22 protein-coding genes and 2 pseudogenes are annotated in these 22,103 nt (G+C 63.1%); 13 read left to right on the top strand and 11 right to left on the bottom strand.

The genetic code is table 11. From position 1 onward, the window contains the following. Positions 1-99: 99 nt before the first annotated feature. A pseudogene (locus NKI38_RS31555) lies at positions 100-180 on the top strand (3'(2'),5'-bisphosphate nucleotidase CysQ); the annotation flags it as partial. Positions 181-269: 89 nt separating this feature from the next. Here the strand turns inward: NKI38_RS31555 and NKI38_RS31550 are convergent. Next, positions 270-968: a GntR family transcriptional regulator gene (locus NKI38_RS31550; RefSeq protein ID WP_352664523.1), complete on the bottom strand. Its 699-nt coding sequence runs from the start codon at positions 966-968 to the stop codon at positions 270-272. 289 nt (positions 969-1,257) lie between these two features. On the opposite strand from NKI38_RS31550, the gene NKI38_RS31545 reads away from it, so the two are divergent. From NKI38_RS31545 to atzF, 8 genes are read left to right on the top strand one after another with little or no spacing between them, the layout of a single operon-like run. Next, positions 1,258-2,385, top strand: a complete 1,128-nt coding sequence (locus tag NKI38_RS31545; RefSeq protein WP_352664521.1) for a BMP family ABC transporter substrate-binding protein — start codon at positions 1,258-1,260, stop codon at positions 2,383-2,385. A 45-nt stretch (positions 2,386-2,430) separates the two neighbouring features. Next, positions 2,431-3,546: an ABC transporter permease gene (locus tag NKI38_RS31540; protein WP_352664525.1), complete on the top strand. Its 1,116-nt coding sequence runs from the start codon at positions 2,431-2,433 to the stop codon at positions 3,544-3,546. After that, positions 3,546-4,472 carry an ABC transporter permease gene (locus NKI38_RS31535; RefSeq protein WP_352664519.1) on the top strand — a complete coding sequence of 309 codons (927 nt, stop codon included), beginning with the start codon at positions 3,546-3,548 and terminating at the stop codon, positions 4,470-4,472. The genes NKI38_RS31540 and NKI38_RS31535 overlap by 1 nt, the downstream gene beginning before the upstream one ends. A gap of 16 nt (positions 4,473-4,488) precedes the next feature. After that, positions 4,489-5,190 (top strand): biuret amidohydrolase, encoded by a 702-nt coding sequence (biuH, locus tag NKI38_RS31530; RefSeq protein ID WP_352664517.1) that lies wholly within the window; start codon positions 4,489-4,491, stop codon positions 5,188-5,190. 10 nt (positions 5,191-5,200) lie between these two features. Then, a complete protein-coding gene (locus tag NKI38_RS31525) occupies positions 5,201-6,733 on the top strand; it encodes an ABC transporter ATP-binding protein (RefSeq protein WP_352664515.1) in 1,533 nt (510 codons plus the stop codon). Next, positions 6,733-7,401 carry a cysteine hydrolase family protein gene (locus NKI38_RS31520; RefSeq protein WP_352664513.1) on the top strand — a complete coding sequence of 223 codons (669 nt, stop codon included), beginning with the start codon at positions 6,733-6,735 and terminating at the stop codon, positions 7,399-7,401. Before NKI38_RS31525 ends, NKI38_RS31520 begins: the two co-directional genes overlap by 1 nt. After that, a complete protein-coding gene (locus tag NKI38_RS31515) occupies positions 7,394-7,744 on the top strand; it encodes a cupin domain-containing protein (protein ID WP_352664511.1) in 351 nt (116 codons plus the stop codon). Before NKI38_RS31520 ends, NKI38_RS31515 begins: the two co-directional genes overlap by 8 nt. Beyond that, the gene (gene atzF, locus NKI38_RS31510; protein ID WP_352664509.1) at positions 7,741-9,558 is read left to right on the top strand and encodes an allophanate hydrolase; all 1,818 of its coding nucleotides are present in this window, start codon (positions 7,741-7,743) and stop codon (positions 9,556-9,558) included. Before NKI38_RS31515 ends, atzF begins: the two co-directional genes overlap by 4 nt. A 93-nt stretch (positions 9,559-9,651) precedes the next feature. Here atzF and NKI38_RS31505 read toward each other — a convergent pair whose 3' ends face one another. The 4 genes from NKI38_RS31505 to NKI38_RS31485 all read right to left on the bottom strand — a co-directional run bounded on the left by NKI38_RS31505 (position 9,652) and on the right by NKI38_RS31485 (position 13,352). Next, positions 9,652-10,761, bottom strand: coding sequence for an epoxide hydrolase family protein (locus NKI38_RS31505; protein ID WP_352664507.1), 1,110 nt, complete (start codon positions 10,759-10,761; stop codon positions 9,652-9,654). Positions 10,762-11,018: 257 nt separating this feature from the next. Beyond that, positions 11,019-11,639, bottom strand: coding sequence for an NADPH-dependent F420 reductase (locus NKI38_RS31495; protein ID WP_352664505.1), 621 nt, complete (start codon positions 11,637-11,639; stop codon positions 11,019-11,021). A gap of 77 nt (positions 11,640-11,716) precedes the next feature. After that, positions 11,717-12,670, bottom strand: coding sequence for an SDR family oxidoreductase (locus NKI38_RS31490; RefSeq protein WP_352664503.1), 954 nt, complete (start codon positions 12,668-12,670; stop codon positions 11,717-11,719). Positions 12,671-12,716: 46 nt separating this feature from the next. Then, positions 12,717-13,352, bottom strand: a complete 636-nt coding sequence (locus NKI38_RS31485) for an NADPH-dependent F420 reductase (RefSeq protein WP_352664501.1) — start codon at positions 13,350-13,352, stop codon at positions 12,717-12,719. Positions 13,353-13,492: 140 nt separating this feature from the next. Here NKI38_RS31485 and NKI38_RS31480 point away from each other — a divergent pair, with 140 nt between their 5' ends. After that, positions 13,493-14,071: a TetR/AcrR family transcriptional regulator gene (locus tag NKI38_RS31480; protein WP_352664499.1), complete on the top strand. Its 579-nt coding sequence runs from the start codon at positions 13,493-13,495 to the stop codon at positions 14,069-14,071. Positions 14,072-14,220: 149 nt separating this feature from the next. On the opposite strand, the gene NKI38_RS31475 is transcribed toward NKI38_RS31480, so the two are convergent. Then, positions 14,221-15,015 carry an SDR family NAD(P)-dependent oxidoreductase gene (locus NKI38_RS31475; RefSeq protein ID WP_352664497.1) on the bottom strand — a complete coding sequence of 265 codons (795 nt, stop codon included), beginning with the start codon at positions 15,013-15,015 and terminating at the stop codon, positions 14,221-14,223. A 100-nt stretch (positions 15,016-15,115) separates the two neighbouring features. Here NKI38_RS31475 and NKI38_RS31470 point away from each other — a divergent pair, with 100 nt between their 5' ends. Then, positions 15,116-16,006, top strand: a complete 891-nt coding sequence (locus tag NKI38_RS31470; protein WP_352664495.1) for a LysR family transcriptional regulator — start codon at positions 15,116-15,118, stop codon at positions 16,004-16,006. A 143-nt stretch (positions 16,007-16,149) separates the two neighbouring features. Here the strand turns inward: NKI38_RS31470 and NKI38_RS31465 are convergent. The 3 genes and pseudogenes from NKI38_RS31465 to NKI38_RS31455 form a co-directional block, all read right to left on the bottom strand. Next, positions 16,150-16,471 (bottom strand): annotated as a pseudogene (locus tag NKI38_RS31465) (nuclear transport factor 2 family protein); the annotation flags it as partial. Between the two features lie 84 nt (positions 16,472-16,555). Beyond that, positions 16,556-17,155 carry an NADPH-dependent F420 reductase gene (locus NKI38_RS31460; protein ID WP_352664493.1) on the bottom strand — a complete coding sequence of 200 codons (600 nt, stop codon included), beginning with the start codon at positions 17,153-17,155 and terminating at the stop codon, positions 16,556-16,558. A gap of 76 nt (positions 17,156-17,231) precedes the next feature. Beyond that, complete coding sequence (locus NKI38_RS31455) at positions 17,232-17,966, bottom strand: SDR family NAD(P)-dependent oxidoreductase (protein ID WP_352664491.1); 735 nt, start codon at positions 17,964-17,966, stop codon at positions 17,232-17,234. A gap of 227 nt (positions 17,967-18,193) precedes the next feature. On the opposite strand from NKI38_RS31455, the gene NKI38_RS31450 reads away from it, so the two are divergent. Beyond that, the gene (locus NKI38_RS31450) at positions 18,194-19,087 is read left to right on the top strand and encodes a LysR family transcriptional regulator (RefSeq protein ID WP_352664489.1); all 894 of its coding nucleotides are present in this window, start codon (positions 18,194-18,196) and stop codon (positions 19,085-19,087) included. Positions 19,088-19,320: 233 nt separating this feature from the next. Here NKI38_RS31450 and NKI38_RS31445 read toward each other — a convergent pair whose 3' ends face one another. Continuing rightward, on the bottom strand, positions 19,321-20,214 hold the full coding sequence (locus NKI38_RS31445; protein WP_352664487.1) for an NAD(P)/FAD-dependent oxidoreductase: 894 nt from the start codon (positions 20,212-20,214) through the stop codon (positions 19,321-19,323). 200 nt (positions 20,215-20,414) lie between these two features. Here NKI38_RS31445 and NKI38_RS31440 point away from each other — a divergent pair, with 200 nt between their 5' ends. Beyond that, positions 20,415-21,086, top strand: a complete 672-nt coding sequence (locus tag NKI38_RS31440) for a TetR/AcrR family transcriptional regulator (RefSeq protein WP_352664485.1) — start codon at positions 20,415-20,417, stop codon at positions 21,084-21,086. Between the two features lie 431 nt (positions 21,087-21,517). Here NKI38_RS31440 and NKI38_RS31435 read toward each other — a convergent pair whose 3' ends face one another. Next, complete coding sequence (locus NKI38_RS31435; protein WP_352664483.1) at positions 21,518-21,883, bottom strand: imm11 family protein; 366 nt, start codon at positions 21,881-21,883, stop codon at positions 21,518-21,520. Between the last annotated feature and the right edge of the window lie 220 nt (positions 21,884-22,103).

Here is a 22,103-nt window from a genome sequence, read left to right as displayed (position 1 = left end):
CGGCCGAGGAGATGGTAGACGCCCTGGAACACTGGCTGAACGAGCGCGACATTGCCGAAGATCAATACGACAGCGGCGGCGGCATCTGACGACAGGCTGATGCTCGAAATCTTCGAGCGGCTGGCACTGGCGGCCGGTCGCGAGGTGATGCGTGTGTTCCACGCCGGCTGTGCGGTCGAGGAACCCTAGTTACTGGCGGGTCAAACCTAGCGACCGCTATGCCTTCGTCGCGCCAAATCCATCTTCGGCGCTATGTACCGGTGCTGCAATCAGGTGGTTCTCAGTCGGCGGGTAACCGGCGCCGTGCTTGCGGTTTTCGGCTGGTCGCCGACGGCAAAGACGGCGCTCGCCTCGCTGACGATGGAAACGTGGTCCCGCGCTGCCTTGCCGGCGGCGCCGCCGTCACCGCGCATGATCGCGGTGACGATGGCATCGTGCTCCTGCCAGGATTTGGCGAGCCGGCCTGGCAGCATGAACTGGGCTCGGCGGAACGGCGCCAGCCGACTGCGCGTCATCACGGTCATTTCGTAGATATGTGCGTTGTGGGCGCCGCGATAAAGCCTGCTGTGGAACTCCGTGTTGAAGTACTCGTAGTCCTCCTCGGCGCCCAGACGCACCATCCGCGCCGAGGCCTGGTGCTCGACCTCGAGCGCGCGGCGCTCGCTGCTGGTCATGCGCTCGGCCGAGAAGCGCGCGCAGATCGCTTCCAGCTCGGCCATGCTCTCGAACATCGAGGCGAGATGCTCCTGCGTCACCACGGCGACGATGGCGCCGCGGTTTGGCCGCCTTTCGACCAGACCCATGGCGCTCAGCTGGCCGAGCGCCTCTCGCACCGGGGTGCGTGATACGTCGAAGCGAGCTGCGAGGGAGGTCTCGTCTAGCTTTTCGCCGGGGCGCAAGAAGCCGGTGACGATCCGGTCACCGATCGCCCTCACCATCTGATCCACAGTCGTGCCCGACCTGATCAAGCTGCGCTTCCCCGACAAGTTTCCTCCGTTTGGTCTTCTCGTTGGGCAGCTCAGCGGCCCGTCGAATCGATATCCCCTGCTTATGCCTTTATTTTAATCTGCCTGTCAAACTGGCTACTTTCGAGGCAAAAAGTGCATGCAATTGCCTTTGACGTGAGCAGGCATGTTTCATGTATATGCTGATTTTATTAGATAAATTTCGTCTTCAGAATTGGCACGGCGATTGCATGCACTTTCTCGAAGGCATGTTAACCGACCCGGAAAAGGGTCTTACAGGGGAGCATTCACTATGACCGCGAAATTCACGCTTAACCGCCGCGAGTTGCTCAAGACCTCCGCCGCCGGAGCCGCACTTGGGCTCGCATCGGCATCCTTTCCCATCAGCAAGGCGTTAGCCGCGAGCGCCACGGTCGGCTTCGTCTATGTCGGCCCGAAGGATGATTACGGCTACAACCAGGCGCATGCCGAGGGGGCAGCGGCGCTGAAAGGCATCGAGGGCATCACCGTCGTCGAGGAGGAGAACGTACCGGAGACGGTCGATGTCCAAAAGACGATGGAATCGATGATCAATCTCGACGGCGCCTCGCTGATCTTCCCGACCTCGTTCGGCTATTTCGACCCCCACATGCTGGCCATGTGCGCGAAATTTCCCGACGTTCAGTTCCGCCACTGCGGCGGCATGTGGAACAAGGACAAGCATCCGATGAATGCCGGCTCCTACTTCGGCTATATCGGTATGGGTCAGTATCTCAACGGCGTCGTCGCCGGCCACACCACGAAGACCAAGAAACTCGGCTTTGTCGCCGCCAAGCCGATCCCGCAGGTGCTGCTCAACATCAACTCCTTCCTGCTCGGCGCGCGCTCCGTCGACCCGGCCATCACCTGCCAGGTGATCTTCACCGGCGAATGGTCCCTGGCGGTCAAGGAGGCGGAGGCCACCAACGCGCTGGTCGACCAAGGCGTCGATGTCGTCACCTGCCATGTCGACAGTCCCAAGGTCGTGGTCGAGACGGCCGCCGGCCGCGGCGCCTACGTCTGCGGCTACCACGCCAACCAGAGCCCGCTGGCACCCGAGAAATACCTGACCGGCGCCGAATGGAACTGGGCCAATGTCTACAAGATGTTCGTCGACGATCTCGTCGCCGGCAAGCCTTTGCCCAACTTTACGCGCGGCGGCCTTGCCGACGGCTTCGTCAAGATGAGCCCGCTCGGCCCAGCCGTCTCCGAGCCGGCGCGCAAACAGTTCGACGCTACGCTGGCCGACATGATGAAGGGCGGCTTCGCCGTCATCAAGGGTCCACTCAACAGCAACAAGGGCGCCGTCGTGGCCACTGCGGGCCAGGCTTTCCCCGAGAACGCGATCGAACTCGAAAGCATGGACTATCTGGTCGACGGGGTCGTCGGCTCGACCGCCTGACCGAAGGGGAACGGGGCGATGGCGGAGATAGTGACAGAAGCCGGCATGCCGGTGACATTCGGCGCCAGGGGTCATCCGGCAGCGCTGGAATGGATGGCGCGGCGGGCGGAAGCATTCGTCATTCCGCTGGCGGCGCTGGTCGTCGGCATGGTCCTGTTCAGCCTGTTCATTGCGTTGGTCGGCAAGTCACCGATCCTGCTTTATGAAACCATGTGGCGGGGCGGCTTCGGCTCTTGGTTCTCGGTGCAGAACTCGCTGTCGCGCGCCTCACCGCTGTTGCTGGCGGCGCTCTGCGTGGCGCTGCCGGCTCGGCTTGGCCTCGTCGTTATCGGCGGCGAGGGCGCCATCGTGCTCGGCGGCGTCGCCGCCGCGGCAGCAGGCACGGCGCTCGACGGCATCCCCTCCTTCATCGTCATTCTCGTCATGGGCGTGGCGGGCATGGCCGCCGGCGGCATCTGGATAGGTGCCGTCGGCGCGCTCCGCCATTACCGCGCCGTCAACGAGACCATTTCCAGCCTGCTGATGGCCTACATCGCCATCGCGCTGATGAATCAGCTGGTCGAGGGGCCGCTGCGCGACCCAGCCTCGCTCAACAAGCCCTCGACGCAGCCGTTGGCGGACATCTACCGCATCGGCAACATGCCGGGCATGGATGTGCATTGGGGGCTGGTCGTCGGCGTCGCCGCCTGCATTCTCTCCTGGGTGCTCATTGAAAAGACCCGCTGGGGCTTTGCCGCCCGCATCGCCGGCGGCAATGTCAGGGCCGCACAGGTGCAGGGGCTGGCCGTCGGACCACTGATCGTCGGCTTCACCGCGCTGGCCGGCGGTTTCGCCGGGCTTGCAGGCATGCTGGAGGTCGCCGCCGTGCAGGGCAGCGCCAACGCCTCGCTCGCCGCCGGCTACGGCTATACCGGCATCCTCGTCGCCTTCCTTGCTCGTCACAACCCGCTGGCCATCATCCCGGTCGCCTTCCTGCTCGGCGGCATCGACGCCTCCGGCGGGTTGATCCAGCGCCGCATGGACCTGCCCGACGCCACCGTGCTGGTGCTGCAGGGCATGCTGTTTATCGTCATCCTGTTCAGCGAAACCTTCTACGGCCGCTTCAAGGCCTTCAATCCCGATCTTTGGAAGAGGCCCGATCTCTTGAGGGGGACTGCCTGATGGATGCGACCGAGATCGGCCTCTGGGGCGTACCGCTCGCCATCCTCGGCGGCGCCATCCGCGTGTCGACGCCCTTCATCTTCGTATCGCTCGGCGAAGCGATCACCGAGCGTTCCGGCCGCATCAATCTCGGGCTCGAAGGTACGCTGGTGTTCGGTGCCATGACCGCCTATGCGGTCGCAGTGATGACCAACTCGCCCTGGCTCGGCCTGCTCGCCGCAGCCTTGGCCGGCCTCTGCTTTGGCCTGTTCCACGGCTGGATCTGCAAATTCCCCAAGGTCAACGACATCGCCATCGGCATCGCGCTGATGCTGTTCGGCTCGGGCCTCGCCTTCTTCTTCGGCAAGCCGTTCATCAAACCAAAGGCGCCCAATTTGCCGGCCATTCCCTTTGGCGGCTGGTCCGATATCCAGCAGGTGCAGGCGGCGCTCGACGTCAACGTCCTGTTCCTCCTCGGTGCGGTGCTTTCGGTCGTGCTGTGGTGGGCGTTCCGCAACACCCGCGCTGGCCTCATCGTGCGTGTCGTCGGCGACAGTTCGGATGCGGCGCGCGCGATGGGCCTCAACCCAGATACGGTGCGGCTGCTCGCCACCGGCGTCGGTGGCGCGCTGGCCGGCATCGGCGGCGCCTATCTGTCGCTCTACTATCCCGGCAGCTGGACCGAGCGCATCTCGTCGGGCCAGGGCCTGATGGCGGTGGCGCTGGTCATCTTCGCGCGCTGGAATCCGCTTGGCTGCTTTGCCGCCGCACTTCTGTTCGGCGGGGCAGGCGCGCTCGGCCCGGCGCTGCAGTCGGTCGGCGTCACGCAGGGCTACTATCTGTTCTACGCCGCGCCCTACATCCTCACCCTAATCATCATGATCGCCACCTCGTCGCCGACCCGTTCGCTCGCCGGCGCCCCGGGCGAATTGTCGATCACCAAATGAGACCGGAGTTTTTGCCATGAACGCCAGAGCCGGTGTCACCCAGCGCTATATCGACGCCGATCCTTATCCATGGCCCTACAATGGCGAGCTTCGTCCCGACAACACGGCGCTGATCATCATCGATATGCAGACCGATTTCTGCGGGCCGGGCGGCTATGTCGACCATATGGGCTACGATCTGTCGCTGGTGCGCGCGCCGATCGAGCCTATCAAGTCGGTGCTGTCGGCAATGCGGGCCAAGGGCTACACCATCATTCACACACGCGAGGGCCATCGGCCCGACCTCGCCGACCTGCCGGCCAACAAGCGCTGGCGCTCGCGCCGCATCAATGCCGGCATCGGCGACCCCGGCCCGTGCGGGCGCATCCTGGTGCGCGGTGAGCCGGGCTGGGACATCATCCCCGACCTCTATCCGGCCGAGGGCGAGCCGATCATCGACAAGCCGGGCAAGGGCTCGTTCTGCGCCACCGACCTTGAGCTGATCCTCAACCAGCGCGGTATCGACAATATCGTGCTCACCGGCATCACCACCGATGTCTGCGTCCACACCACCATGCGCGAGGCCAACGACCGCGGCTTCGAATGCGTGATGCTGGAGGATTGCTGCGGCGCCACCGACTACGGCAACCATTTGGCCGCCATCAAGATGATCAAGATGCAGGGCGGCGTCTTCGGCACGGTGTCGAATTCGGCGTCCTTCGTCGCCCAACTGCCGTGAGGAACCGAGGATGAGCGGGATCACCGGCAAGAAGGCCGTCGGCGTCGAGACCATCGGCATGACCATGCGCTTCGGCGCCTTCACTGCGCTCGACGATGTCTCGGTCAAGGTGCCGGCCGGCTCCTTCCACGCGCTGCTCGGCGAGAACGGCGCCGGCAAGTCGACGCTGGTCAAATGCATGATGGGTTTTTACCATCCGACCTCCGGCGACATGCTGGTCGACGACCGCGAGGTGGCGATCGCCAGCCCCAGGGATGCCTCGGCGCTAGGCCTTGGCATGGTCTACCAGCATTTCACCCTCGTGCCGTCGCTGACCGGCGCGGAAAACCTGGTCATTTCGCGCGAAAAGGTGCCTGGCATCATCGACTGGCGCAAGGAGCGCGGCGAGCTTGCCGTGTTCATGGACCGGATGCCCTTCAAGCTTCCGCTCGACGTCAAGGTGGCCGAGCTTGCCGCCGGCGAGAAGCAGAAGCTGGAGATCGTCAAGCAGCTCTATCTCGGCCGCTCCTTCCTGGTGTTGGACGAGCCGACTTCGGTGCTCACCCCCGGCGAGGCGCAGGAGGTGCTCGGCCTCGTGCGCGCCATGACCAGGACCGGCGACCTCACCGTGCTGATGATCTCGCACAAGTTCCACGAAGTAACGGCGTTCGCCGATGACGTCAGCGTGCTGCGTAAGGGCAGGCTGACCGGCACCGGCCGCGTCGCCGACCTCGACCACAGGCAGATGGCGGCGATGATGATCGGCGACCAGCCGATCGCGGCGCTCGACAGCCGCGCCGAGCCAAAGCCGGATGCCGAGATCGTACTCAAGGTCAAGGCGCTGAAGGCACCCGACCGCACCGGGCTGAAGTCGATCCGGATCGAGGATCTCGGCGTGCGCTCCGGAGAGATCGTCGGCATCGCCGGCATTTCCGGCAACGGCCAGAAGGAATTCCTCGAAGTGCTGGCCGGGCAGCGCCCGCGCGACGCCGGCGAAGTGATGGTGCGTGGCACCGCCTATGCGGCGACGCGTGCCGAGGCGCGCGCGCTCAACGTCCGCCTCATCCCGGAGGAGCCGCTGAAAAATGCCTGCGCGCCGAAAATGACCGTTGCCGAGAACATCTCGTTCCGTACCTTCGACATAGACAGCAACGGCAAGCCGGTGAGCTGGATCAGCGCCGGTGCCATCAGGGCCTTCAGCGCCCGCCTGGTCGAGCAGTTCAAGGTCAAGACCGCCTCGCTGTCCTCGCCGATCGCCTCGCTGTCGGGCGGCAATGTGCAGCGCGCCGTGCTCGCCCGCGAACTCACCGGCGAGGTCGACCTTCTGATCGTCTCCAACCCGTGCTTCGGCGTCGACTTCTCGGCAGTGGCCGAAATCCGCGCCCGCATCATGAAGGCGCGCAATGCGGGTGCCGCCGTGCTGTTGATGTCGGAAGACCTCGACGAATTGCTGGAGCTTTCCGACCGCATCTTCGTCATGTCGGACGGCGCGCTGGTCTACGAGACGCCAATCGCCGGGGCGAGTGTGCAGACCATCGGCGAGCATATGGCGGGGCATCACTGATGGCCGAAATCGATGCGCAGCCGTTTGCCTTTGCCTTTAAGCCGGAGTCCCTGGCGCTGGTCGTCATCGACATGCAGCGCGACTTCGCCGAGCCCGGCGGCTTCGGCGCCAGCCTCGGCAACGACGTCAGCCGCATCACCGCCATCGTGCCGACGGTGAAAAAACTGATCGAGGGGTTCCGCGCCGCCGGCCTGCCGGTGATTCACACCATGGAGTGCCACCGTGCCGACCTGTCCGACCTGCCGCCGGCCAAGCGCAATCGCGGCAATCCGTCGATCCGCATCGGCGATGTCGGGCCGATGGGCCGGGTGCTGATCGTCGGCGAGCCGGGCACGGCAATCCTTGACGAACTGGCGCCGCTGCCCGGCGAGATCGTCATCGAGAAGCCCGGCAAGGGCGCATTCTATGCCACGAGCTTCGGCGAGGACCTCAAGCGGCTCGGCGCGCAGCAACTCGTCTTTGCCGGCGTCACCACCGAAGTCTGCGTGCAGACGACGATGCGCGAGGCCAATGATCGCGGCTATGAATGCCTGCTCGCCGAAGACGCGACAGAAAGCTATTTTCCGGAGTTCAAGGCGGCGGCGCTTGCGATGATCCGTGCGCAGGGCGCCATCGTCGGCTGGACGGCGACGACTGGCCAGGTGCTGCAGGGAATCGCTAATGGCTAATCTGAGTTTTGCCGGCCTCGTCGGTGGCGGCTGGCGCGATCTGGCGTTCGAACCTTTTCGCGAGGGCATTACGGTGCACTGGCTGCTCAAGGGCGGACCGGTCGAGCCGTCGGTGGCGATCCTCGACTACCGGGCCGACGCCGGCGTGCCGCGTCACCGCCATGTCGGGCTGGAAACCATCGTCGTGCTCGAGGGCACGCAGAGCGACGAGAATGGCGATTATCCCCTGGGCAGCGTCATCCTGAACCCGGTCGGGACCGAGCATTCGGTTTGGACGAAAGACGGCTGCGTCGTGCTGATCCAGTGGGACCTGCCGGTGATCATTCTGGGGGAGGCCCAATGAACGACCTGCGCTTCGACATAGGCAGCCTGCACGCCGCCTATCGGGCCGGCATCGGCGTAGACGAAGTCATCGAAACGGTGCATGCCCGCCTGAGGGCCGCCGACGATCCCGGCATCTTCATCCATCTGGCCGACAAGGCCGCGCTGATGGCGGCCGCTGCCGCCCTCTGCCCGTTCGACCCGGTGGCCCAGCCGCTCTGGGGCGTCCCCTTCGCCGTCAAGGACAATATCGACGTCGGCGGCATGCCGACGACGGCGGCCTGCGCCGAATACACCTACTGGCCCGACAGCGACGCCACCGTGGTGGCGCGGCTGAGGGCGGCCGGCGCGCTGGTCGTCGGCAAGACCAATCTCGACCAGTTCGCCACTGGCCTTGTCGGCGTGCGCACGCCCTGGCCGATCCCGCGCAACGCCATCGACGCCGAGCTGGTGCCGGGCGGCTCCTCGTCGGGATCGGCGGTGGCGACGGCGCGCGGCATCGTCTCGTTTGCGCTCGGCACCGACACCGCCGGCTCCGGCCGCATCCCTGCCGGCCTCAACAACATTGTCGGGCTGAAGCCGACCGTCGGCGCGCTGTCGGCCGCCGGCGTCGTGCCGGCCTGCCGCACGCTCGACTGCATCTCGGTGTTCGCATTGACCGTCGACGACGCCTATCAGGTGTTCTCGGTAGCGGCGGCGCGCGACGCGGCCGATCCGTATTCGCGCGACATCGCCGTCCAGCCGCTCGCCGTACGCCCGCCGGTGCTGAGCGTCGGCATCCCGGCAAAGGCCGACCTGAAATTCTTTGGCGACGCGGCGATGACTGCGGGTTTCGACGCGGCACTCGATATGCTGCGCGGGCTCGGCTGCCGACTGGTGGAAATCCCGTTCGGTGACTTCTTCGCCACCGCCAATCTTCTCTATGAAGGCGCCTGGGTGGCCGAACGCTACGCGGCGATCCGCGATTTCATGGAGGTCAACGAAGCGGCCCTGCATCCGGTGACGCGCAAGATCATCGGCGGCGCGCGCAACCTTTCGGCGGCGGACGCTTTCCACGGCCTCTATGCCTTGCAGGCCTACAGAGCGAAGCTCGCTCCCGTCATCGCCTCGGTCGACCTGTTCTGCGTGCCGACGGCGCCGACGCACTACACCACCGCCGCCGTGCTCGCCGATCCGATCGTCACCAACAGCCGGCTTGGCACCTACACCAATTTCGTCAACCTGCTCGACATGTGCGGCATCGCCGTGCCGACCGGCAAGCGCAATGACGGGCTGCCGATGAGCGTGACCTTGCTGACGGCGGCCGGCAGGGACTGGCTGACCGCGGCACTTGCCCGCGACATCCATGCGATGAGCAGCCTTCCACTTGGCGCAACCGGCTGGCAGCAGCCGGGCTTTCTGCCTGCAGCTTCATCAGCCGATGACGGGATGATCGATCTCGTGGTTGTTGGCGCGCATCTTTCGGGGATGCCGCTCAACGGCCAACTGAGCCAGCTCGGCGCACGGTTTTCGCGCTCGGCAAAAACAGCCGCCGCCTACAGGCTCTATGCGCTGGCTGGCCAGTCCATGCCCAAGCCGGGGCTGCTCCGTGTCGCCGAGGGCGGCGCTGCCGTCGAGGTCGAAGTCTGGCGGCTGTCGGCCGATGCCTTCGGCCGCTTCGTCGCGGCCATCCCGCCACCGCTCGGCATCGGGACCATCGAGCTCGAGGACGGCAGTTCGGCCAAGGGCTTCCTGGTCGAAACCGCTGGCCTCAGCGGTGCGTCCGACATCTCGTCCTTCGGCGGCTGGCGCCGCTTCGTCGGCCCCAGCAAGAACTCGGCCCCAGCAAGAACATAGCAGACCAGCCAGCCGCGCCTGCTCGGCACACCGCTGGCGGGCAATCTCCACGAGCCGTGCCCGCTCGTGAGTGAAGCGGACACGCTTGTTCGTTCAGATCGCGGCGAGCGCGATCTTTCGCAAATCGTCGGCGTAGAGTTCCGGCGTCTCCCAGGCCGGAAAATGCCCGCCACGCGGAAAGACGGTGTAGCTCCGCACATTGTAGAGCCGCTCGGCCCGCTCGCGCGGCGCGAGCGCCAGATCATGTGGCCACATAGCGACGGCGGTGGGGACATGCACGAAGTCATCTGCCCGCAGCGGCGGCCGCAGCCGGGCAGCGTCGTAATAATAGCGGACAGACGACCCGATCGTGTTGGTCATCCAGTAGATCGTCAGAGTGTCAGTCAAGGCTTCGAGTGGCCAGACAGAGAAGACGTCGCCATCGCAGTCGGTCCAGGCCCGGAATTTCTCGACAATCCACGAGGCGAGGCCAACAGGACTGTCGGCAAGCCCAAAGGCGAGAGTTTGTGGCCTTGAGCTCTGGATCGCCTGATAGCCCCCCTCCTCCAGGCTCCACAGCTGGAGGCGCTCGTCATAGTCGATCTCGGCTTTCGACAGGGGCGACGCATTTTCTGGGATCGGCTTCAACGCGACCGTCGAGACATGGACAGCCAGCAAACGCGCCGGATGCCGAAGGGCTATCCGGGTGGCAAGGCCGGAGCCGATGTCAGTCCCGGCGACGACGAACCGCCCATAGCCCAGCATCGTCATTAGCTTTGGACAAAGGTCACTGGGCTCCGCCTCGTAGGGCCGGGTTGGCCTGTCCGAGTAGCCGAAGCCGGGCATGGTGGGGATCACGACATCGAATGCCGGCGTTCCCTGGGTAAGCAGCGGCGCTATACGCTGAAACTCCACGAAGCTGGACGGCCACCCGTTCATCAGCAGTAGCGGGATCGATCCACTTTGTCCGCTGCGAAAATGCAGAAAGTGTATGCCATGGCCGTCGACCGTAGTCCGGAAATGGGGAAGCTGGTTGAGCCGGTCTCGCCGCTGCGCCCAGTCATAGCCGTCACGCCAGAAATCGATGAACTGTTTGAGGAAGCCGCGCTCGGTTCCCATGGTCCAGTCGTCCGTTACCGCGTCGGCCCAACGCGTCCGTACGAGGCGGCTACGAAGGTCAGCGGCCTGGTCGGCATCATAGGGAATCTGGAAGGGAGTGATCATGATCGATTCCTTGGCTGTAGTGCAGCAGAAGACCGGCCGACCGGTCTAGTTCGAATTGACTTCCGATGTGCGCTCCAGCCTATTAGCATGGCTCGAACGTCGGGGCGGTGCTATTGCCGATTATGTGTTTCCGAGCCGCATTGACCATGCGAACCACATGGCACCCGACAGTACGCCCGACTCATCGGGAGACAGCCATCGGATGATTTGCTTCCAGTGGTGGCGCGGATGTTCCGGTGGGAACTGATATCGGTGATTCAGCCGATATCGACGTTCATGGCGAAGTCCCAGGTGCCGGCGCCGTTTTTGGCGAGGCCAATCATCATCAAACCGAGCGCCTCCAGCGTCTGGGCCATGTGCAAGCCGCCCACGTCGAGCGGACGCAGCCCGAGACTTTCGAGGAACGTCGAGACGCGCGCTTTCGCCTCCGCATCGTCGGCTGCGATGAACGCGTCGAGGCGTCCACCCTTCGCAAGCACGTGACCAAAGATCGTGTTGAGCGCCTTCACAACATGCGCGCCGGCGGGGAGGCCCTTTGCGGTCTCCTGCGCGCCAGAACTGCCGTGGGGCGTGACGAGGCCCGAGAGGTCGGGGGCAACCGGGTTGGCGATGTCGACGATCACCTTGCCATCGAGCGCTTTCCCAAAGTCGGCCACCGCCGCCGCTGCGCCGCTGTACGGCACGGCGAGGATGACGATTTCGCCCGCGGGGGCCGCTCCGTATGCCCCCGTGGTCGCTCCGGCTCCAAGTTGGTCGGCGAGCGCCCGCGCCTTGGCGGGGTCGCGGTTGACGACCTCGACGGTATGCCCGGCGTTGGCAATACGGCCAGCGATCGCCGTGGCCATGGTTCCTGCGCCGATGATGCTGATAGTGCTCATGTTCAGTCTCCTATTGAGTGGGGGGTATATTGCTGGTGGTTTCTAAACGCGGAATCCCCGTCTATTGGTCGGACGGATCACGGGATCGCGATATGGCCCGCCGGGAAGTAATGGCCGTTGTCGAGGTCCTCGAGCAGGCCCGGCTGAACGGGCTCCCAGCCGAGCGTCTGGCGGGTAATGGCGTTGGACGCCGGAAGGTCCAGCGTGACCAAATTCGCGAGAAAGCCGAAGAAGCCCGGCAACATCAGTACGTCCGCAGGGATGGGCACGGCGGGCACGCCCATACGGCTGCCAATGGCCTCAGCGATCTCGCGGAACCGGATGCCGTTGCCCTCAATCCCGTGCCAATATTTGCCAGCCGGCCCCTTCTCCAGCGCCAGGCGGAACAGGGAGGCCAGGTCGCGGGCATGCACAGCCGGCCAGAGGTTCGCGCCGTCTCCGGGGTAACCGATAACGCCCTTCTCCTTCGCGAGACCGATCAGCAGCTGGAGGAAGCCGCCATCGGTCGTGCTGTGCACGATGGGAGGAATTCGGACGACCGAAGACCGCACGCCCCGCTCCGCGAGGCCGATCACGGCGAGTTCCACGGCGTTGCGAACCCTCAGGGTGCCCTTGTATGCATCGCCGCCGGGAAGGCCCGGATCGTCCTCGGTGGCCGGCCGGCCCAGCTTTTCCCACCCCGGCGAGCCGATGCTCCCCGAGACGACGAGTGGCTTTCCGGTCCCCGCCAGCGCTTCGCCGTAGGCGAGCATGATCTGTAGCTCCGCGGCTGCCACGGCGTCGATCCCGCCAGAGGGCAGCAGGTCTTGCCGGTGCGCGACGTGGATGACGCCGTCGGACTCCGCCGCCGCGGCCTTGAGCCCTTCGAGGTCGGTGATATCCCCGCGACGTACCTTGGCGCCTAGTGCCGACACCGCAGTCGCGGACGTGTCCGACCGGGCCAGGCCAATGACCTCATGTCCGCCCGCGATGAGCTCGGGGATGATATACGAACCGATATGGCCGGTCCCGCCGGTAACTAAAACGCGCATACTGCTGCTCCTTGGGTAATGTGATGCAAGACGTGGTGCCGCGGGCTCAGCCGAGGAGGCTGACGCGGATTGAGAAATTGGTGTGTTTGATGGAGTGGGTCATGAGGCCCAGCCACAGCATGCAGGCGTGCTCCAACGTCCGCGCCATGCTCAGCTGCCCGGTGTCCATCGGACGCAGTCCGAGGCTCTTGACGAAGGCCGAGACACGCGCCTTCGCCTGAGCGCCGTCCCCGGCGATGAACACGTCCAACGGATGGCCCCCGATTAAACCGGCAGCCAGGACCTGGGCGTTCTGGGTGTTGAACGCCTTGACGATAGTGGCATTGGCAGGAGCAACCTTGGCGATCTCCTGCGCGCCGAAACTGTCTTCAGGAGTCAAGAAACCCGTGAAGTCGGATTTGATGGGGTTGGTGATGTCGATGATGAGCTTGCCTGCCAGCTTTTCGCCGTACTGCTTCACCACGTCGAGAACGGCCGAATAGGGAACCGCCAGGATGACGATGTCCCCGACCGGAGCGACGCCAAACGTTCCGGTCCTCGCGTCGGCTCCAACCTGCTCGGCCAGCGCCCGTGCCTTCGCGGCGTCGCGACTCGTCACCTCGACGGTGTGTCCGGCCTTGGCGGCAAGGCCGCCGATCGCTGCGGCCATACCGCCTGAGCCGATGATGCTGATAGTGCCCATGTTCATTTTCCTTGCGGGGCGGGCAGCGCCTTTGTTGCCATTTGCGCAGACGCACTCTATTTAGTGGTTCACCGATCCGTTTAATAACCGGATCACCGATCCACATATACGGATCACTGATCCGATTATCAAGGCATCTCATGCGAGCCGACGCAAAAAAAAATTACAGCCACATCCTTGCGGTCGCGCGTGAGGTCGTCACCGAGCACGGCGCCGACGCGTCGATGCGCGATATCGCCCGCCGAGCCGACGTCGGGTTGGCCACGCTGCTGCGTCATTTCCCGACGCGAGAAGCCCTGTTCGAAGCGTTGCTGTGCACGAATCTGGACGCACTGACGCAGACGGCAGACGAACTCGAAACGTCAAACTCACCTGACGAAGCGCTCGTGTCCTGGTTCCAGGAATGGTTGGTGTTCGCCCAAAGCTATAGGGGCGTCGTCGCCATGATGGCGGCGGCCCACACGAACCCGGACTCCGCTCTTTATGCTGCATGCGCTGAGGTTCACTCGGCGAGCGCGCGACTGCTGCTCCGTGCACAGGCCTTGGGATCGGCGCGCGCCGATATGAATGGGGACGACCTGTTCGCCCTGATGACGGCCCTCGGCTGGGCGGTCGACCAACCCTCATTCGCGCCGCGGGCCGATCGTCTCTTTCAGATCGTCGCGAGCGCTATCCTGACAAACCCGTCGAGCAAGGATATCAAGAATGCGACGCGTTGAATCAGATGATCGATCGGATCACTGGTGGATATTTTCAGCTTGCTGATGCCCCGCGCGATCCTCGAGCGTATCGCTCCTGCAAGCGATGGCCCGCTAGGCCCGCACATCAGTAGGGATAGCCCTGGCCATGGCGTACACCGACAGCGCCCTCAGACGATTGACCGAACGACACCGCCATCGACCCTCAACCCGGCGCCACTGGTCGCCGACGCTTGCTCTGAGCAGACATAAACGACCATGTTTGCGACTTCTTCGGTCGTCGCAAGGCGATTGATCAGCGTCGTCGGACGCATTGTCTTCAAGAACATCTGCTCCGCCTCATCTTGCGTGATGCCTTGCGACTGCGCCAACTCGCTCATCATATTGGACAGGATTTCGGACCTCGTTGGACCAGGGAGGACCGCGTTGACGGTCACGCCCGTCCCGGCAACCGCTTCCGCGAGCCCCCTGGAGATGGCGAGTTGCGCAGTCTTGGTCATGCCGTAGTCGATCATCTCTTTTGGGACGTTGAGGGCGGACTCGCTGCTGGTGAACACGACGCGTCCCCAACCACGCCCTATCATCTTCGGTACATAGTGGCGCGCCGCGCGGACGCCGCTCATGACGTTGAGTTGGAAAAGGCTCAGCCAGTCGTCATCAGTAAGGTCGAAGAACGTCTTCGGACGCGCTGTACCCACATTGTTGACCAGGATATCCGCATCCGGCGCCTGCGCGAACAAGGCTTTGGCCCCCTCGGCAGTCTCCAGGTCAGCGGCAACGCCCATCACATCGCAACCCGGGAAAATCTCACGAATCTCACGGACCGCCGTGGCGACGCGCTCCTGGCCGCGGCCGTTGATCACAACTGAAGCGCCCGCGCGCACCAGTCCCTCCGAAATTGCGCGACCGATGCCCACCGTGGAGCCCGTTACAATGGCCTTGCGGCCTTGGAAGTCGATATTCATGACTTGTCACCTCTAGCTTGTGTTGTGCGAGATATAGACAATGTTCAGAAGCCGCATAATTGGCTAAGAATACATAATATTCATTCTTTTGAGGAATGACGTGGATCGCTTTCAGGAATTAAGTGCGTTTATCGCGGTCGTTGAAGCAGGCGGGTTCACAGCTGCCGCCCGGCGAACCGGCGACTCACAACCGGCCGTCAGCAAGGCCGTCGGCGCGCTGGAGAAGCGGCTGGGGGTGTTGCTGTTCAATAGAAGCACGCGAAGTGTGAGCCTCACGGACCAAGGGCAACGCTACTATGACCGGACCAAGCTCCTTGTTGGGGAGTTGGATGACGCCGACAGCGAACTGACAAGCAGCACGCTCAAAGTTTCCGGCCCAATCAGGATCGCCGTTTCCGCCACCTTTGGTCGCCTTCACATCCTGCCCCTTATCCCCGACCTTCTCTCGCTCAACCCCGGCCTTCAGCTGGATCTCATCCTGTCGGATTCTATGCGAAACATGGTGGAAGACCGGATTGATCTGGCGATCAGGGTGGGGCCGGTCGACGAACCAGACGCGGTCGTCACGCGCGTAGCTCGTACCCCGTTGGTGTGCGTTGGATCCCGTCGATACTTCAAAGAACGAGGGGTGCCCGGGACCCCTGCCGAACTCGTGAACCACAACTGCCTGCTTTATAATGGGCTTATAGAGTCCACCAATTGGCCGTTTTGCGGACCAGACGGCGAATTCAGCGTGCCGGTTCGTGGGAATCTTTCATCGAATAGTGTCGAAACGATCCGGTCTGCTGTGCTGGCGGGCATGGGAATCGGTATGTTCGCCAAAGTCTCTCTTGCCGATGATCTGCAGCATCCGGACGTGATTTCGCTTTTCGAAGAATTTCTAGTCGACGTCAGGGATATAAATCTTGTCTGGCCAAAGCGCCGCCTTGTTCCGGCACGCGTGCGCTGGGTGACTGAATTTTTCTCGCAACGGATTCCCGGTCGTATTTAGGTCGGCGCCGGGAGCGGGACGACGAAGTCCAATGCCCGGGCAGCGCTCGCCCAATGCCAACATCGACCTGACGAGGCAAGCTGCCAACTGGCGCTTCATGTCGACGCTCTCGGCGGCAATCTCCAAAGCCGGTTCGGCGCGCCGACGGTGATGGCGAAGATCCAGTCGTCATCGAACGTCTTGTTCGTGGCTCTCATCTTCCCCTGGCGAAGCCGACGATCAGAACCCGGTTCCCCTGCGCTACGAATTCCCGGGGTTCGGTGGACGTTTCTATCGACTGGGATACCGTCTCAAGCAAATCCGTTAGCGCCGCGTGTCCGCGGTGCGCTCCAGCCAGCGGCAGTCTTTGCCGGAGATGATCCACTCGATGTCTTCGGCGACCAGCGCGAGCAGCCCCTCCCTATCGCCGCGGCCGATCGTAGCGAAGAAGTCCTTCACGGTCTGGATATTCTTCTCAATACTCATGGGAATTTCTCTATATCGCACGCATCGGATCGTGCTCGATCCGATGCGTGCATCGTGTCCATGCCGGTGGGCAGGTTGTATTCGTCAGTCGAATTTGACCAGGTCCTTAAAGATCAGATGACCCCAGCTATTTCCGCGCGCTTGGACCAGCAGCCCACCTTCCGAAAGCCCGCCAAGTTTGATCGGCGCGAAACCGAGATTTTCCGCCAGCGCACCAATGTCCGCCGCGGCAGCGTCATCGTCGCTCGCCAGGAACACGACTCTCCTGCCACCATGCACGGCTGGATCTTGGTCAAGGGTGGCAGAGGCCAAATGGTTGAAGCCCTTGACCAGTCTTGCACCAGCGAAGCTCTGGGCGATGAACTTGGACGAAGGTTGTCCTCCCAGTTCTTCAGGTGGCACGCCATAGGCATTGGTCACATCGACGATGGTCTTCCCTTGCCAGCCGGGCAGCGCCTTCGCGACTTCCGGGTGCGAGCCGAAGCGGACAGCCAAAAAGATGATGTCCGCTTTGACTACCTCCGCCAGCTTCTTGGGGATGATCGTAGGCCCGATCGCGGCCGCATCGGCTGCAAAGCTTTCCGGGTCGCGCGTGGTTGCCACGGATACCTCGATGCCCTTGCGGGCAAACGCCTTGGCCAGGGCTTTGCCAACATTGCCGAAGCCGATAATTGCGTAGCTCATATTTATTCTCCTTGGGTTTATCGCGCCGTACGGCGCTCCGAACGGTCGAATGGAGCGCCTGGACGGGCGCAGTGCGTCAGAGTTGCGCCAGGCCGCCGTCGACAGCGACTTCGCTGGCGGTCATGAAGCTGCTGTCCGACGAAGCGAGAAAGGCGGCCACCGCTCCGATCTCCGCCGGATCGGCCATGCGCTGTAGCGGAGTCATCGAGGCGAAGACCTTCTGGCCCTCCTCGCCTAGCGCTTCCTTGGCGAGGTCGGTTGCCGTCGCGCCGGGCGACAGCACGTTTACCCGGATGCCAGTGCCCTTCAGGTCTTCCGCCCAGGTCCGCGCGAGGTTGCGAACTGCCGCCTTGCTCGCGCTGTAGGCGCTCATTGCCGGGGCGCCCGTGGTGCCGGCGCTCGATCCGGTCAGGATGATCGAGCCGCCTACGCCCATCAGCGGCAGCGGCTTCTGGACCGTGAAGATCGTGCCCTTCACATTGACGTCGAAGGTTTCGTCAATGTGCTCGGCGGTGATCTCGCCGAGCCGACCCTGGCTTCCCGCCCCGGCGTTGGCGAAGACGATGCCGAGAGTTCCGCGCTCGGCCTTGACCGCCGCGTAGAGCCGGTCGAGGTCTGCCTCATCGGAGACCGAGCCCTTCACCGCCCGGGCATTGGGCCCAAGGTCCGCCACGGCGGCGTCGAGCGCTTCCTGCCGGCGGCCGAAGATGAAGACGAAAGCGCCTTCTTCGATGAAGCGCTTCGCTGCGGCGAGTCCGATGCCGGTAGCGCCGCCCGTGATCACGGCGGTCTTTCCATTCAATCTGGTCATATCGTGCATCCTTCGTTTCGCTATCTCGGGTCTTTGGCTGTGCGGGAGGTCTTCCCGAGAAGCTCAACATGGCCCTGCCGAAGCCAGCCAGATAGTGAGCAATCGCGCACATCGGTGGTGCGAAAACGATCCATACCGATAATCAAATGCCGCGATGTTAGCGCAAACTCCGCTCTGTATGCTAGAACGAGCTTCGGAAGCCGCACTGCGCGGCGCGGGGATGCACCATGATCGACTGGGATGACGTTCGCTACTTTCTCGCCGCCGCGCAAGGAGGCTCAGTGCGGGCCGCCGCCAAACGTCTCGGAGTGAACCACGCGACCGTGCTGCGACGCATCGCCCAGCTCGAGGACCGCCTCGGGGCGCAGATGTTCGAAAAGCTGCCTTCGGGCTACCGCTTAACAGCTGCGGGCGATGAGGTCCTCGAGTTCGCGGACCAGATGCAAGCGTCGTCGCACCAGCTGGAAACGCGCGTCTTGGGGCGCGATCAAAGCGTGCGCGGGCTTCTGCGGGTGACACTGCCGGCGCCCCTCGCAGCACACCTGCTCATGCCGGACTTCGCGGATTTCGTACGGCTGCATCCGGGCATCGAGATGGAAATCTTGTCGTCCGGCGAGTTGGCAAATCTGACCAACCGGGAGGCTGACGTAGCGATCCGTGTCGTCTATGACCGCGAAGCCCTGCCGCTCAATCTTCACGGTCTGAAGGGACCGGAGCTGTACGGCGGCTTCTACATGTCCGGCGATCGACTAGCCGAGTGGCAGGCGGGCGGGCCGGATCCCAGGTGGATCGCCATAAGTGGTCATGGAGTACCGGACTGGACCCGCGAGGGAGAACTTCGCACGACTGGGACTCCGTTCCGGACTATGGATTTCGAAACGCAGATCGCGGCGGTCCGGCAAGGTATAGGCATCACGACGCTCCCGTGTTTCGTCGGAGATACCGATCCCTTATTGGAGAGGGTGCCAGATACCAACCTACACCTGTATGGACCGATCTGGGTTCTCACTCAGGGTGAGACACGCAAGACGAAGCGCGTGCGGCTCCTCACCGAGTTCGTATCCCGCAGACTCGCCGCCTACGCCCCGCTGCTAGCGGGGCTGCCCATATCGCGCGACTGACACGCAGTAGATCGCCGGCGACGCTTGCCGGGTCTTGCTCAGGCCGCATGCGGAACGGCCGGTTTCGGGATCGCCGTGCACACTCTGACCGAAGACAATGGGGCTCGAAGCGGACCCTCTTCTGTGCACGCTATTCTACGCCAAGGGAGAGGGGGGGTCCGCGTTCCGTGGCACCGGCCCGCAACCCTCAGAATATGATAGCCCGCGGCAACCGGAGAAGGGAATCTGTGCTCTCAAACCAGCATCGACTGCTGGGCGAAGATACCCGCCATCGCGCCCTGCGATGATGCCGTGGTGACCGAGGGCATGAGGGGGTTGGCGAGGTCGCCGGCGGCGTAGATGCCGGGCATGCTGGTTTCGCGGCGCTCGTCGACCTTGAGGGCGATGCCGAGGGGCGTATCGACCGTGGCGAGGCCCAGTGATTCATGCAGGCTTGCGGACGGCTTGTTGCGCGGATGGGCGAAGAGGATGTCGACCGCGACATTGCGGCGGGTATCGAGATTGACGGTGGCGGTATGGCCCCCGTTATGGGCGATCTCGATGATCCGGCCGTCGACGACAGGTATGTTGCGGCGCGCCAGATCGGCCCGGATATCGGGCGGAATGTCGTGACCATCGGCGAAGAGCGTCAACCTGTCGGTCCAATCGTGGAACAGCCTGACGGACTGGTTCGACTGCGGGCCGGACCAGACAAGGCCCCAATGCCGGCCGGCGACTTCAAAGCCGTCGCAGTAGGGACAGGGCACGATGGATGTGCCCCAGCCTTCGGCAAAGCCCGGAATATCAGGCATCTGGTCGGCGACGCCATAGCTCAGGATCAGGCGGCGCGCCCCAAGGCTTTCCCTGTCACCAGTGAGGACGGAGAAATCGTCGATGGCGCCGGAGATGCTGTCGGCCCGGGCATTGACCAGCCTGATCGTGGGATAGCGCGCCAGCTGCTGCCGCGCCTCGGCCAGGATGTCCAGCGGTGGCTTGTGATCGTGACCGAGCAGGCCATGCGAGTGGCCGGCGAAGCGATTGCGCGGCAGGCCGGTATCGAGAACGGTGACCTTGCGGCGGGCACGGCCGAGCTGCAGGGCGCCGGCGAGACCGGCAAAGCTGCCGCCGATGATGATGACGTCATCCATGGTGGTAAGCTCCGTGTTTTGGATGGAGGGGGTTGGGCTGAGCCTGGCCTGCAATGTCGTCTAGCGACGCGCATTCGATATCGCCGGGCGGCCAAGGGACACTTGATTTGGAGGACACGATAAAATCCACTCTTGGAATTTCAGACACTGCGTAGTATCGTAATTCGACAATAACGATACTGTCAAGGACTGGAATTGTCGTGACCGAAAACAGCCAAGGCCGGCGCGGCCGGCCCGCCAACGAGGCGCTTCGCCAAACGATCGTCGACACCGCAGGCGAACTCTTTGCGGAACTGGGTTTTCAAGCGACGACATTGGACAAGGTCGCCCAGCGAGCGAAGATATCCAAGCTCAGCATCTACAGGCACTTCGAGAACAAGGAGGCGCTGTTCGGCGCGGCCTTTGCGGCCCGCTGCCACCAGTCTGTACCACAGGTCCTTTTTGAAGGCGTCGACGGTTCGGCCGAAGATCAGCTCATGGCTGTGGGATCATCGCTGCTTCGCACGCTGTTGCGCCCGGACGTCCGCAATGTCGAAGCCATGGTCATGGCCGACACGACGAATCAAAAGTCGTTGAGCAAGCTCCATTACGAAGCCGGCCCCGCCCATATCATCGCCCAAATCGAGGCCCTGTTGCGTCAGTTGCACGCGAAGGCGGTTCTGAACGTGCCCGATCCTCTCCGGTCCGCCCGTTTGTTTGCCGCGCTTCTCAAAGGATGCGATCTCCTGATTATCGCTCGCTTCGATGAGGCGAGAGCAAAGGACGACAACGAAATCGAATCCTATTGCCGGTCGGCCGTCGCCATGTTCATCGCCGCGCACGGTGGCAACGACCACGCGGGCGGATACCCAGCGCGGCGAACAGAGTGCTAATAACCAGAAGCTGGTTGCCCTCGGTGTAGCCGTAGAAGACGAACGGGAAGAGCCAGTCGATGGCGAGCGAGCCATCGCTTGCCGGTATGCCGGCGATGGAATTCGAACCGCCGAGCAGCGGAAAACCGAACATCTGCAAGAGGTCGTTTGGCTGGGCATCCAAGATAAAGGTGCCCGGCCAGTACCAGGAACACATCGGAATCGGTCAGGCCCGATGTCGAGACCCCGCCCTGGCCGTCGATCGTATCGCCATAGAGTTGGCCGTGGTCGGAAGTGTTGAAGATGAAGTCGCGGCCGAGCCCGCCGACAGCGATGGCGCCTGTGCCGCCAATGACGATAACGTAGTCATTACCTTGGCGCGATCAGGTCATCAAAAGTTTCTGGCATTTTGTAGCTCTCAATCGGGGGGATTACTCTGCAAGAAGGCTAAATCAGTTTGTTTCTTCATAGTGTTGCAGGGAAATCCCCGTAACTCCGGCCTGCTCAATTTTTTCTTTCAGGACATCGCTTATCCAGACGCCGCCTTGGCCCGAGATGAATTTATCCATCCAGGCGTGACAATTCCCAATCTGCGAACTGTTAAATACAAGTTTCTTGTCCTGGCTTCCGTCCAGATACCAGATGTTTCGAAACTCGAAGGTCGTCTCATTGCGATCGACGCTGTCGAGCCTGTTGCAAGGCACGAACCAGAAGCGGTCGGCGGCATGGCTTCCGTCTTTCCATACAAACTCAACCGAAAGAAACTGATGCACGTCAGGCTCTAGCCTTTCGACCTCGTCCTTAAATTTTTTGTCCACGAACAGACCGAAGCCTTCCCGCAGATCAGTTAAAGTCCTCTTCGGCCCCTCGATCTCGATACGTGTGGGAATGTGCTCACTTTCTAGCGGGCGTCCAAATTTTCCATATACAGGACGTATTCGAACCAGGGGAATCGCTTCAGGTTAACGTTGATTTTTGACGGATGAGATTTTCGAGATAATCGGCGTTGAGATTGGCGAGTTTTCGTCGAACCTTGAG

This window comes from Mesorhizobium sp. M0621 (genome assembly GCF_040320745.1).
Lineage (GTDB): Bacteria > Pseudomonadota > Alphaproteobacteria > Rhizobiales > Rhizobiaceae > Mesorhizobium.
The sequence above is the reverse complement of the archived record's forward strand: the minus strand, read 5'-3'. Positions and strand labels throughout refer to the sequence as shown.